This is a genomic window from Paenibacillus sp. strain BS8-2 (genome assembly GCF_054483835.1).
Map to the genome: position 1 here is coordinate 5,679,123 of NZ_CM137010.1, position 12,835 is coordinate 5,691,957.

Annotated in this window: 12 protein-coding genes; 2 read left to right on the forward strand and 10 right to left on the reverse strand. The window is 50.4% G+C overall.

Annotated features, from left to right (window positions below):
• Nucleotides 1–12 precede the first annotated feature (12 nt).
• The 9 genes from ACX1C1_RS24545 to ACX1C1_RS24585 all read right to left on the reverse strand — a co-directional run bounded on the left by ACX1C1_RS24545 (nt 13) and on the right by ACX1C1_RS24585 (nt 7,805).
• Nucleotides 13–783: an urease accessory protein UreD gene (locus ACX1C1_RS24545; RefSeq protein WP_458954736.1), complete on the reverse strand. Its 771-nt coding sequence runs from the start codon at nt 781–783 to the stop codon at nt 13–15.
• Between the two features lie 97 nt (nt 784–880).
• Nucleotides 881–1,609: an urease accessory protein UreG gene (gene ureG / locus ACX1C1_RS24550; RefSeq protein ID WP_458954737.1), complete on the reverse strand. Its 729-nt coding sequence runs from the start codon at nt 1,607–1,609 to the stop codon at nt 881–883.
• 50 nt (nt 1,610–1,659) lie between these two features.
• Nucleotides 1,660–2,352, reverse strand: a complete 693-nt coding sequence (locus ACX1C1_RS24555) for an urease accessory protein UreF (protein ID WP_458954738.1) — start codon at nt 2,350–2,352, stop codon at nt 1,660–1,662.
• Between the two features lie 19 nt (nt 2,353–2,371).
• Nucleotides 2,372–4,087: an urease subunit alpha gene (ureC, locus tag ACX1C1_RS24560; RefSeq protein ID WP_458954739.1), complete on the reverse strand. Its 1,716-nt coding sequence runs from the start codon at nt 4,085–4,087 to the stop codon at nt 2,372–2,374.
• Complete coding sequence (locus ACX1C1_RS24565; protein ID WP_458954740.1) at nt 4,084–4,452, reverse strand: urease subunit beta; 369 nt, start codon at nt 4,450–4,452, stop codon at nt 4,084–4,086. The genes ureC and ACX1C1_RS24565 overlap by 4 nt, the downstream gene beginning before the upstream one ends.
• Nucleotides 4,453–4,493: 41 nt before the next feature.
• Complete coding sequence (locus ACX1C1_RS24570; protein ID WP_458954741.1) at nt 4,494–4,799, reverse strand: urease subunit gamma; 306 nt, start codon at nt 4,797–4,799, stop codon at nt 4,494–4,496.
• Between the two features lie 165 nt (nt 4,800–4,964).
• Entirely contained in the window at nt 4,965–5,912 is a 948-nt protein-coding gene (locus tag ACX1C1_RS24575; RefSeq protein WP_458954742.1) for a D-alanyl-D-alanine carboxypeptidase family protein, read from the reverse strand.
• A gap of 101 nt (nt 5,913–6,013) precedes the next feature.
• Nucleotides 6,014–7,123 carry a sensor histidine kinase gene (locus tag ACX1C1_RS24580; protein WP_458954743.1) on the reverse strand — a complete coding sequence of 370 codons (1,110 nt, stop codon included), beginning with the start codon at nt 7,121–7,123 and terminating at the stop codon, nt 6,014–6,016.
• Nucleotides 7,101–7,805 (reverse strand): response regulator transcription factor, encoded by a 705-nt coding sequence (locus ACX1C1_RS24585; RefSeq protein WP_458954744.1) that lies wholly within the window; start codon nt 7,803–7,805, stop codon nt 7,101–7,103. Before ACX1C1_RS24585 ends, ACX1C1_RS24580 begins: the two co-directional genes overlap by 23 nt.
• A gap of 277 nt (nt 7,806–8,082) precedes the next feature.
• Here ACX1C1_RS24585 and ilvD point away from each other — a divergent pair, with 277 nt between their 5' ends.
• Nucleotides 8,083–9,768, forward strand: coding sequence for a dihydroxy-acid dehydratase (ilvD, locus tag ACX1C1_RS24590; RefSeq protein ID WP_458954745.1), 1,686 nt, complete (start codon nt 8,083–8,085; stop codon nt 9,766–9,768).
• Between the two features lie 294 nt (nt 9,769–10,062).
• Here ilvD and ACX1C1_RS24595 read toward each other — a convergent pair whose 3' ends face one another.
• Nucleotides 10,063–11,472 (reverse strand): polysaccharide deacetylase family protein, encoded by a 1,410-nt coding sequence (locus ACX1C1_RS24595; protein ID WP_458954746.1) that lies wholly within the window; start codon nt 11,470–11,472, stop codon nt 10,063–10,065.
• A gap of 181 nt (nt 11,473–11,653) precedes the next feature.
• Between ACX1C1_RS24595 and ytvI the strand changes: the two genes are divergently transcribed.
• Nucleotides 11,654–12,835, forward strand: a complete 1,182-nt coding sequence (gene ytvI / locus ACX1C1_RS24600) for a sporulation integral membrane protein YtvI (RefSeq protein WP_458954747.1) — start codon at nt 11,654–11,656, stop codon at nt 12,833–12,835.

Sequence of the window (12,835 nt, forward strand, 5' to 3'; positions counted from 1 at the left end):
CTCCACGGACGTCTACCCTTGCAACAAGCGAAGTGGAGGCAATCCAAGCAACTGCTCGCGCATATTGGCCCATATGAGACGCATCAGTTCCTGTAATGGCCAAGCTGCTGTGGAGCATGCTGATACAACAACGCCATATTTATAAGTAGCTGATGCTGCAGCTTCCACAGGGTGCGATTCCGGTCCGCGATATTGTTCTAGTACCGCTTGAAGCTTCTCAACAAAGGAAGCATTGACGGTATCCGAGAAAACGAAGAAGTACGCCCAGTGGGTCATCTCCTCCCAACCTCCCGGCGATTGCAAGTGCTGGCTCTCCGGCTTGATCCACTGCCGCTGGTTGTAGATGAGTTCTTCTCCAGCATAGACGGTCAAACGATTATCATACTCCCGATACAGGAATTTCTCGCCGCGAAGCCCGCGTCCCGGACACAAGACATCCGCCTGCATCCAGATCGCTCCGGACGCAAGCTGGACCGTCGTGCGGCCTGCGAATGCAGCGTTACGATAGAGCATAACAGGCTCCGGCATATGCTCCACAACTGCATGTTCTTCCAGAACAAACCGTTGATTGAACGAGGCTGAGCCGCCAAGCGCACACGGATGAACCTTCAGGAACGATTGATTCGTAATCATGACATGCGTCCCTTCGCATGCATGCCAGTCCATCTCGTAACGATCGCCTTCGAGCATGCCCGGCGAAACATCCATGACAATCACGGCAAGCTGGTTGTGGACGGCAAACGCTTTGGCAATCTTAACCGGAGCCGTATGGTACTTATCCACGATCTCCGTCTTATGTATGCCTCGCTTGAATGTGGCTCGCAGCTCGGAGCATTGACCGATTTCGGTTATCGGTCTGATCGATGGTTGTATCTCCCCATTAGCCATGCTTATGGGACGAGGAGAAGGAATCTAGTTGAATGATATGAGAGTGATCTTGACCGCGCGCATGGGCAATTTCATGCTCCAGCCATGCCACGATTTCGTCGATTCCATCTTCGCCCCTCAAATTGGAGAATACAAACGGACGATCGCCCCGCATCCGAAGCGAGTCCTCTTCCATTACCTTTAGGCTTGCGCCGACATGTGGAGCGAGGTCGATCTTGTTAATGATCAGAAGATCGGAACGCATGATGCCGGGACCGCCTTTGCGTGGAATTTTCTCGCCCTGGGCAACGTCAATGATATAGATGAATCGATCCACCAGCTCCGGGCTGAAGGCTGCCGCTAAATTATCCCCGCCGCTCTCGATGAAGATCAACTCCAGTGGCTGGAATCTCTTCTCCAGCTCCTCGATTGCTTCAAAGTTCATGGATGCGTCCTCGCGTATCGCTGTATGCGGGCAACCGCCAGTCTCTACGCCAATAATCCGCTCCTCGGGAAGCACGCCGGTTCGGAACAGAATACGAGCATCCTCCTTGGTATAGATATCGTTCGTAATGACCGCGAGACTGTACTTCTCGTGCAGCACCCTTGTTATTCTCTCCACCAGTGCGGTCTTACCAGAACCTACCGGTCCGCCGATTCCAATTCGTATCGGTCTCCCTTGCTCGATTACCGGGCTCTCCCAGCCACCGTGCGAATGCGTATGCCCTTGTCCTTGACACATCGTAATTCCCCCTTAGGTATGATCTGTAATGAGTCATGCTGATTCATCTATCAAGACATAAAAAGTCTGGAATACAATTGCTCATGTGCCATCATGCCCAGCTCGGCCATCGGCATATTGGAATAGGCATCTTCCGGCTCGAGCTCCATCGCTTGCTGGAGCGCTTCTTCGATTTGCGGTGTCAATGAAGCGATCAACATCTGTCCTTCTGTCTGTCCGATCGACATCAGACGAAGTGCACTGCTCACGCAGTGTACGATACTCGTATAAAGATATCCCGTCATGGTAGCCTCTCGACTTAAGCCGAGTCGATAACACACGAATCCGAATACGAGCGGATGCGTGCCTGAGCAACGACCGGCCGCAACAGCATCTGAGATAGCCACCCAATCAAGATCGGGATACAGCTTCTTGGCAAGCTGCAGCAGACGACGCCCCATCTTCTCCATGCCGCTTCTCGATTCGGATGACAGTCTCTGGACATGGACCATTCGCTCAACGTTCCACAGCCGATCCCAATCCTGGCTTGGCGCATCCCGATATACGGCTTTCACGATCATACAATCCGACGTCGCCCAGCTTTGACGCAGCATCGTGATGGCGTAAGCAGACAAATCTGCCATTGTCCGTACTCGTCCGTTCTGCACCAACGTCTCAAGTCCGAAAGAATGTGAGAAACCTCCAATCGGCAACGCCGAATCGAGAAGCTGCTGCATGGCTAACCAACGCGCTGCTTCGTTCACCTGCTCACCTCTCTCCTGACTAAAACATAAAGTAACGTTGTGCCATTGGCAGCACGGTAGCAGGCTCACACGTAATGTGTTCGCCGTCTACTGTTACCTTGTAAGTTTCGGGATCGACGGCAAGCTCAGGCGTGCCGTTATTATGGATCATGTCTTTTTTGCCTATGTTACGGCAATTTCTGACCGGCTCGATACGTTTCTGCAATCCCAGCTCCTGCGCAATTCCCCGGTCATATGCCGCTTGCGACACAAAGGTCACACTGCTTGAGCATACAGCCTTGCCGAATGCTGCAAACATCGGTCTGCCGAACACAGGCTGTGGCGTCGGAATGGAAGCGTTGGGATCTCCCATCTGGGCGAAGGCGATGGATCCGCCTTTTAACACGAGATCCGGCTTCACTCCGAAGAACATGGGCTGCCAGATGGCCAAATCCGCCAGCTTACCGACCTCCAAAGAGCCGACCAAATGGGAGATTCCATGGGTAATGGCAGGGTTAATCGTATATTTGGCTATGTAACGTTTAATCCGGAAGTTATCCATCCCGTCTGTATCCGGTTCAAGCGGTCCACGTTGCTCCTTCATCTTGTGTGCGGTCTGCCAAGTACGGATAACGACTTCACCTACGCGACCCATGGCTTGCGAATCAGAGCTAATCATGCTGAATACGCCCATGTCATGCAGGATGTCCTCTGCAGCAATGGTCTCCGGACGAATTCGCGAATCCGCGAAGGCTACATCCTCAGGGATGCTGCTATCCAGATGATGACAGACCATCAACATATCGAGATGCTCTTCGATCGTATTGATCGTGTAGGGACGGGTAGGATTCGTAGAGGAAGGAAGGACGTTGGGATGTCCAGCCGCCACGATAATATCCGGCGCATGTCCACCGCCCGCACCTTCCGTATGATAAGTGTGGATCGTCCTCCCACCGATTGCCGCAAGCGTATCCTCTACAAATCCCGCTTCGTTAAGCGTATCCGTATGGATCGCCACCTGGATGTCGTATTGATCTGCCGCCTGCAGGCAGGTATCGATCGCTGCGGGTGTCGTACCCCAATCCTCATGCAGCTTGAGACCGATAACGCCTGCTTCGATCTGTTCGACAAGGGGACCGAGCTTGGACGAATTGCCTTTGCCCGTAAACCCGATATTCATCGGAAATGCTTCAGCCGCCTCTAACATGCGGCGCATGTGCCAGGCTCCAGGTGTAACCGTCGTCGCATTCGTCCCGGTGGCCGGACCCGTACCTCCTCCGATCATCGTGGTTACACCAGAGGATAAAGCCGTATCGATCTGCTGCGGACAGATAAAGTGGATATGCGCGTCGACTCCGCCAGCGGTAATAATTTTACCTTCGCCCGCAATGACTTCCGTACTGGCTCCTACGATCATCTGAGCGTCAACACCATCCATGATATCGGGGTTCCCGCCTTTGCCAATGCCAACGATCATCCCGTCTTTAATACCTATATCCGCTTTCACGATTCCCCAGTGGTCGATAATAAGTGCATTCGTAATTATGGTGTCGAGTACGCCTTCGTGGCGCAATGCTCCGCTGGATTGACCCATACCATCTCGGATGACCTTGCCGCCTCCGAACTTACATTCGTCTCCATACACGGTATAATCCCTTTCGACGACCGCCCATAGCTCCGTATCCGCCAGCCGCACCGCATCTCCAGTCGTCGGTCCAAACATAGCAGCATAGCTGCTTCGATCCATCCTGCTCAAGGGTTATCCCCCTTCCATGCCGCGAGACGCACCTTTACTTCCTCTGGCATGTTACCAGCCTCAGCAACGCCTTGGCTTAAACCATTAAGTCCATAAGAGGTTTGGGTGCCGCCAAGCGCAACGAGCGATACTGGCTTCTCTTCACCGGGCTCAAATCGGACGGCAGTGCCCGCGGCGATATTAAGCCTCATGCCAAACGCGGCTTCCCTATCAAAGGCTAACGCGCGATTGCTTTCGAAGAAATGATAATGGGACCCGACTTGGACAGGTCGATCACCTGTATTGACAACAATTAGCGAAGTCTTCCGCCGTCCCGCATTCAACTCAATTTCGCCTTGCATCGTACGATATTGGCCTGGTATCAATCGCGCTCCCCCTTTATATCTACACGAAGCTTATTAAGTGATTATCCAGTAATAGGATGGTGTATCGTAACCAACTTCGTCCCGTCCGGGAACGTCGCTTCGACTTGAACCTCATGCAGCATTTCGGCGATTCCATTCATGACCTGATCCCTACGCAGCACCTTGGAGCCATAATCCATTAACTGCGCAACGGACATCCCATCACGCGCCCCTTCCAAGACCTCAGAGGTAATTAGCGCGACACTCTCCGGATAATTAAGCTTCACACCGCGACCTAATCTGCGCCTTGCCAGATCTGCAGCTATCGTTATCAACAGTTTTTCTTTCTCTCGATCCGTAAGTTGCATGTAATCTATCACCTCTCAGACTAAAATTACCTTTATTATAGATCGGATGTTATGGGAAGTAAATCTGTTTATGTCACTTTTCCTAACATAGATTCCGCATAATAAACACAAAAACCGAGCCCATTCCGTAGAATTAGACTCGGATTGACATATAACTAACAACCACTATTTCCCACCAGCCGCCTGAAGCGACTTTTTGGATGACCCGAATCCTAGATCGTACAGCTTCTGAGTTTCTGTAAATCTGGATTCCTTATCAGCGGTCCCCATCACAACAGAAATCAATCGCTTGTCGCCTTGTTTCGCCGTACCGGTAAAGCAGTACCCCGCAGACGGGGTATACCCTGTCTTGAGTCCGTCATTGCCAGGGTAAGCGTAAGGCTGATCCTCAAGCATCCAGTTCGTTGTTGCCAGCGACTGACCGATTGATGCCACCTTCACACTGTGTCGGCTGGTTACTTCTAGAACCTCAGGATATTTTCCTATCAAATAACCCGCAAGCGTTGCCGTATCCTTTGCTGTCAGTAAAGTGTCTCTATCCGTCGCCGCTTCGTCAAATGCAACAAGATCAGAACGGCTTAGCCCCGTGGCGTTGCCGAATCCGGATACGTTCCCCATCGCTAATCCGATGCGCTCGCCACGTTCGTTCATTCGTGCCACAAACTTGCTTTCCGTGCCTTCTATATGCTCTGCCAACGCAACTGCCGCATCATTCGCGGAATAGACCGTCATGGCGTCGAACAGTTCGCGAATGGTCAGAACATCCCCTGTATTCAGCCCCATGCCGGCGCCAGGTACTTGAGCAGCATAATTGGAGGCGACCACTTCATCCTGCCAGTTCAAAGTGCCTCCATGAATTTCGTCCAGCACAATGATTTCGGTCATCATTTTGGACATGCTTGCTGGCGGCAACGGAATTTCTGCATTTTTGGCGTATAGCACATCTCCCGTTTCGGCATCAATTAATATAGCTGCTTCTGCTTCCAGTTCAATCCGTCCTGCCTGAACCTTATCCTCCATATGTTGGTAGCCCATATAAACCGCAGCCGCAACGACTGCGACTGCAACGAGCTTCCATAGTCCTCCGCTGCTTCCTTTTGATTGATATCCCAAGATGTCGTTACATCTCCTTCCATTGTCACTCCACACTTAGCAGTATAGGGAGACAACCTTAAAGAGACTGTAACGGAATCATAAATATTTCTTAATTTGAGCTAAATCTTTGGCAGCGTCACACGAAATGAGGTATATTCCGAGTTGCTGGCAACCTCGATCGTACCGCCATGTTTCTCGATAATGCTTTTTGCGATGGCTAATCCCAGTCCGGAGCCTCCGGACCATTGTGTCCTCGCTTTGTCTACCCGGTAGAATCGATCGAACAGATACGGCAGGTCAACAGCTGGTATCGCCTCTCCGTAATTCACGACTTCCACTTCGGCGGTACTTGACGTAGACGTTATCGCGATATCGACCCGTTTCCCGTCTTTGCCATACAACATAGCATTTGAGATCAGATTTTCGAACACCCGAACGAGCTTGGATGTATCAGCCTGCACCATGATGGCGGACTCGCTTCTGTTCAGCCGACTCTCCATGCCCGCTTCGCTAAGCGGTACGTGATATTGCACCAATAGCTGACCCAGCAGCTCTACAAGATTGATCGGCGTCAGCTTGAGCGCGATTGTATCATGGCGCATGCGTGTATATTCGAACAAGTCGTTTATCAATTCATGCAGCCTTTGCGATTTGTCATACGCGATACTTACGTAATGTCTAAGCTCCACTTCATCACGGTAACCGTCTTGCTCGATCAGCCCCAAGTACCCGACAACCGAGGTGAGCGGCGTTCTAAGATCGTGGGACACGTTGGTGATCAGCTCGTTTTTGGTCTGCTCCGCCCGACGTTCTTCTTCGAGCGCCAGTTGGAGCCGCTGAGACAGCCGGTTGACATTGTCGGCCAATATCCCGAACACGCCAGATTGAACGGGAATTTGATGATGGAGCTCCAGCTTGCCGTCCGCGATGCCGCTGACCGCATCGTTGACCTTGCTGAGCGGCGAGAACATCCACCATTGCAGCAGCATAAAGACACCCAAAAACAACACGCCCCACATGAATACTAATCCGATCGTTCCCGTTCCGTTAAGAAATGCACCTCCCACCGCCCGGATGAAGCCGAGCTCGGGAAATCTGCTCGTCAGGAAGAACGCGACCGCGAACAGGAGAGACAAGCCAATCAAGGCGAGCACAGCGCTTATAATCAGATTGAGCAAGGAGCGCCACATTAACCGCGAGGATAAGTTATCCTTCAATTTTGTAGCCAACCCCCCACACCGTTACAATCAACTTCTCGCCGAGCTCCTTCTCCAGCTTGTCCCTCAGCTTGCTGATGTGCACCATGACCGTATTATTGGATTCAAAATATTTTTCCTTCCACACCTGCTGGAAAATATCCTCAGCGCTGAAAACCCTGCCAGGCTGGCTTGCCAGCAGGTACAGAATGCCGAACTCCGTGGACGTGAGCTGCAGCGGTCTGCCCTCTACGTCCGCAATATGACTCAGCTTGTCGATCCGGAGCTGCCCAAGCCTTATCTCCTTGTTTGAATCACGGCCAGAGGAGCCCTCCTCTGACTTACTGTATTGGTAAGAACGTCTAAGCAATGAGCGAACACGCGCAACCAGCTCCATCGGGTTGAAGGGCTTCGCCATGTAATCATCCGCACCGGTCATGAGTCCTAATATTTTGTCCATATCCTGTGTCTTCGCGCTGACCATCAGTATTGGCACATTCTGGTCCTTTCGCAGCTTGCGGCAAACTTCAAGTCCGTCCATTCGGGGCATCATAATATCCAGAATGACAAGATCATAGCTCTCCTTGCCATACAGCTCCAGCGCCTGCTCACCATCTCCGGCGATCGTTGTTTGGTACCCTTCATTGCGCAAATATATTTCGATCAACTCGGCGATTTCGCGTTCATCGTCTACAATCAATACGCGTCTCTCCATGAGGTTCATCCCCTTATCAACAGCTGTTTCATTACATCGGTCTTTGCCATTCACTATAACGCATCAGGTGGTGGAAAACTATCTCAAACCACGAAACTTCAGCATCGTTAAGGCAATCTTAAGGATTTATTATGATCCAAGGTCAATCCGCCCGACTTGTAGCCATTGGTTGTCCGATATGATAAAATGTACGTTATTGATATTTAATATTGGTTTAAGTTTTTACTCGAGGCGCTAGCCAGCGTCCTCGTCTATATTGAAGGAGGTACTCATAATTATGGCGGCCAAAAGAATGCGTTCTGACATGATCAAAAAAGGCTTCGACCGCGCACCTCACCGCAGCTTGCTCCGTGCAGCGGGCGTTAAGGACGAAGACTTCGGCAAACCGTTTATCGCGGTGTGCAACTCTTATATCGACATCGTACCAGGTCACGTTCACTTGCAGGAATTCGGCAAGCTGGTCAAAGAAGCAATTCGCGAAGCAGGCGGCGTTCCTTTCGAATTCAATACGATTGGTGTCGACGATGGCATTGCAATGGGTCATATCGGCATGCGTTACTCTCTTGCAAGTCGCGAAATTATCGCGGACTCCGTCGAGACAGTCGTTAATGCTCACTGGTTCGATGGCATGGTTTGTATCCCTAACTGTGACAAAATTACGCCAGGCATGATGATGGGCGCGCTACGCGTCAACATTCCGACGGTTATGGTCAGCGGCGGTCCAATGAAAGCCGGCAAAACATCCGACGGTCGTTCCATCTCCCTCTCCAGCGTATTCGAGGGCGTAGGCGCGCATCAAGCGGGCAAGATCAACGACGATCAATTGCTTGAGCTTGAACAATTTGGTTGTCCAACTTGCGGTTCCTGCTCTGGCATGTTCACAGCAAACTCCATGAACTGTCTTGCAGAAGCAATGGGACTTGCAATGCCAGGCAACGGCACCATTCTTGCCGTATCCCCAGAGCGTAAAGAATTCGTCAAAGAATCCGCTCGCCAGCTCATGAAGCTGATCGAGTTGAACCTCAAACCGCGCGACATCGTAACAAAAGAAGCAATCGACAACATGTTTGCGGTCGATATGGCGATGGGCGGCTCCACGAATACTGTCCTTCATACATTGGCAATCGCACATGAAGCCGGTATCGAATATCCGATCGAGCGTATTAACGAAGTAGCAGAACGTGTTCCGCATCTAGCGAAGATTGCCCCTGCTTCTGATTGGCACATCGAAGATGTCCATCTTGCCGGCGGTGTTAGCGCCGTTCTGAACGAGCTCCTCAAGAAAGATGACGCGCTCCACGGTGATTGCATCACTGTAACAGGCAAGACACTTCGCGAGAACGTAGCGGGCTGCGAAGTACAGAATTATGATGTCATCCGTCCGATCGACAACCCGCACACAGAGCGCGGCGGTCTAGCCGTTCTATTCGGCAACCTGGCTCCTAACGGCGCGATCATCAAGACAGGCGCGGTCGACAAGTCTGTTGGCGGCTACCACAAAGGTCCTGCCATCTGCTTCGACTCCCAAGACGAAGCTCTTGCGGGTATCGCAGGCGGCAAGATCAAAGAAGGTCATGTCGTAGTCATTCGTTACGAAGGACCTAAAGGCGGACCAGGTATGCCTGAGATGCTTGCTCCTACTTCCCAAATCGTAGGTATGGGTCTCGGCGCCAAAGTTGCTCTTGTCACGGATGGACGTTTCTCCGGCGCATCCCGCGGCATCAGCATCGGTCACGCTTCTCCTGAAGCAGCCGAAGGCGGACCGATCGCATTCGTCCAAGACGGCGACATGATCGAGATTGATATGAACAATCGCACGATGGATCTGTTGATCAGCGACGAAGAGTTCGAACGCCGCCGTGCTGCATGGCCGGGCTTCGAGCTTAAGATCAAACGCGGATACCTTGCGCGTTACGCTCATCTCGTAACATCCGCAAGCACAGGCGGCGTCATGAAGATGTAGCTCATATGGCGACCAACAGGTCTGCCAAGAGAAGACCGATCGACTCATGGAATATTCCATGCAGCCGATCGGTCTTTTTGTACACCACATGACTAAAGAAAAAAAGTTCTAGACTAGAGTTGTTGATTTGACGCGGCTTTTTGGCTTTAAAATCTTGCATTGTATGTAGAATTTTACATACGTTGGAGCCACATAGTCGGTTTGAGGCACATTTCTCAAGACGCCACAAATAAAAAAAGGCTGCTTCACGGATCTCCCATCCGTGAAACAACCTTCATCAAATAAAACGATTTGTTAAAATGCCGTTGTATTATTGCCGAGAGCTGCCGCTTCATCCGTCGCGCTGACGATAGATCGATCGAGCGTTCCACTCAACCGCCCAGCCTCATGCAGCTTATCTAAATCAATCGTGGCATAAGCACGGATACGCTCGAGCGGCATAAACAACATCCGTGGCGAAACCGTATTCGTTTTGGCCGCTTTGATTCGACCGGCCTTATATTGTTTCGAATTGGTGAGAACCTTCATCAAAACATTGAGGTATATTTGTGTCGAACGTCTGAACCATCCATCAGGCAGCTGGAAAATTTCGAACCCAAGACGATCCGCCCCACGATGAATCATCGTAACGCCATATACCGCTTTAATGCCCTGCGCCTGCGCGTCAACTGCCAATTGATTGGCAAGTGAAGGCAGCGCATGCTCCACTTCGCGGATAAGTCGGAGCCCCGTAGCTAACGGAGATTTGGAGGTCAGCGCAATACTGGATAATAACTTGTTGTCGAAGTGCAGCTCCGCGACAGCATCTCCTTTGGCGATCGACTCACCGTTCGCGAATGTCACAGATTCTCCTGTGTATTTGGTTACCCGGTAATGGAATGCCGGAGTCTCGCTTTCACCAACGACCTTGAGGCGGAAAGCTGCGTGAAATGCTCGTTCCCAAAGTAACCAGCCACCAATGATGAATCGTTTGAAGATCGAGCGATGCTGTGCTCGTTTCATGTCCGTCAGCTTGATCATACGGTCGATGCCAACAAATTCATACTCTTGTCGTTTCGCTTCCTTCAAATAAGCTTCCAGCGCAATTAGCATATTACTCGGAGCATCCACGTCGGCGCCAAGCGTCCTGCCGCAATCGTGAAGCAGCAGCACTTCTCCCGGTCGAAGCTTCTTGAGCATCCTTTTTTTGAGCTCATCAGCGCCGAGGCGCATCCGCCAATCCCCAAACAGCGCTGACCATAAAATAATGTGCAAATAACCAAGATTTGAATAATCGAATAGATTGACTATTCCCCAAGGCGGTCGGTAATACACAGAGCGTTTGCCCGTTGCCTGCTCGATGATATCGTTTGTTTTGTCAATCTGGCGTTTAACTGTGCTAGGCCGCATAACCCAATTCGATTTGTGGACATAATTATGAATACCTATCGTATGCCCTTCCTTTTCCATCCGACGAAGCAAATCTTGCTGATGCTCCGCATGGGAGCCGACTACGAAGAAGGTTGCCTTCGCCCCGTATCGGGCCAACAGATCAAGCACTAGAGGTGTATATTTGGGGTCTGGCCCATCATCAAAGGTGAGCGCAATTTCTTTTTCTGCTTGCCCTTTCTTGAAGACGCGGAAACCAAATGTTCGACTAATGAGTCCAGGAAGAAACGCATAGAACGTCATTACGTAGAATCCCCATAAGAACAAGTTCTCCATTTTGTTATCCCCACCGTTTTTGATGAAATAGTCAATGATTGTCTAATGGTTCAGAACAATAACAATAGCACTTATTGTATCATATCTCATCAAAAAATAGGCACAATTCACGAAAACTATAGTACAATCTTTATGGAATGATTACCAAATCCTATTCTGTTCTGAAGAAAGTAGGGATACCTTGCTGCCGTTTTACAAAAAATATTGGAGAACCGCTTTTGACATTGCTTTGATCGCATTAACTGTATTTATAGTCATGTTCGCCTTCAGTTACTTCTACCGGATCGCGTCTCCGATCATCTTTGCGTTTGTGATCTACCTGATGATTGAACCGCTCGCGCGCAGACTGAACAAGTGGGGCATGCCCAAATCGATTGCTTCTGGGATATCGATTATGTTGTTTTCCTTGCTCATCTTGGCTGCCTTCTCAGGCGCAGCGTATCTCATTACCAAACAAGGTACCCAGCTTATCGAGGATTTCCCACGATACCAGGAGCTGTTGACGAAACAGATCGGCAATTTGTCAGAAGAGCTTGAAGGACAACTCGACAGGCTTCCAACAGACTTTAATCTCGCCGAAACGACCCAGGATCTCACACAAGGCATAACGGATATGCTTCAACGATTCGGAACGGGTTTGCTTGTTGGGTTAGTTGGATATGTATCTTCGTTCTCTTCATTTATATTTAATTTTATTATCGGGATCATTCTTGCTTATTTCCTTAGCATTGAGATTAAAGCGTGGAAGCAAACCGCAACAGACAAGACACCGCGCACATTCAAGAGAGCTTTTACATTCCTCCGCGACAATGTCTTTAAGGGTATTGCCTCTTACCTCAAAGCACAAGCCAAGATGATCAGCATTACCTTTATCGTCATTCTGATTGCTCTAATCGCCCTCGGAGTCAAAAACGCGTTTGTAATCGCCATAGTCGCTGCGATCTTTGACGTATTGCCTCTGCTAGGCGTAAGTACGTTGTTCATCCCGTGGATTGTTTACCTCTTTATCGTGGGTCAGACGACGTTGGCGATATGGTTAACCGTATTGTTATTAGTCGTCATTCTTACCCGCCAAATACTCGAGCCCAAAATTACGGGAGATTCACTCGGCGTATCTGCGTTCACAATGCTCGCCTTTATGATTATTTCGTTATCGTTGTTCGGAATCGCAGGCGTTATCCTGTCGCCGATTCTGGTCATCCTCGTGAAGTCGCTGTATGATCAAGGTTACTTCCACCGCTGGATTCATACTCCTGTAGATGAGTTTGACGGCGATTCTCCACTAAGACCGACAGTACCCGAAATAAGTCGAATGAAGAGCGAAGAGCCCTTTGTCGACAGACTAAAGAAGCTGGACGAGTAG

Bases quoted from the DNA above. Each gene is read 5' to 3' on its own strand.
- ureG (WP_458954737.1), bottom strand. From the start codon at position 1,609: ATGTGTCAAGGACAAGGGCATACGCATTCGCACGGTGGCTGGGAGAGC.
- ACX1C1_RS24570 (WP_458954741.1), bottom strand. From the start codon at position 4,799: ATGCAACTTACGGATCGAGAGAAAGAAAAACTGTTGATAACGATAGCT.
- ACX1C1_RS24585 (WP_458954744.1), bottom strand. From the start codon at position 7,805: ATGGAGAGACGCGTATTGATTGTAGACGATGAACGCGAAATCGCCGAG.
- ilvD (WP_458954745.1), top strand. From the start codon at position 8,083: ATGGCGGCCAAAAGAATGCGTTCTGACATGATCAAAAAAGGCTTCGAC.
- ACX1C1_RS24595 (WP_458954746.1), bottom strand. From the start codon at position 11,472: ATGGAGAACTTGTTCTTATGGGGATTCTACGTAATGACGTTCTATGCG.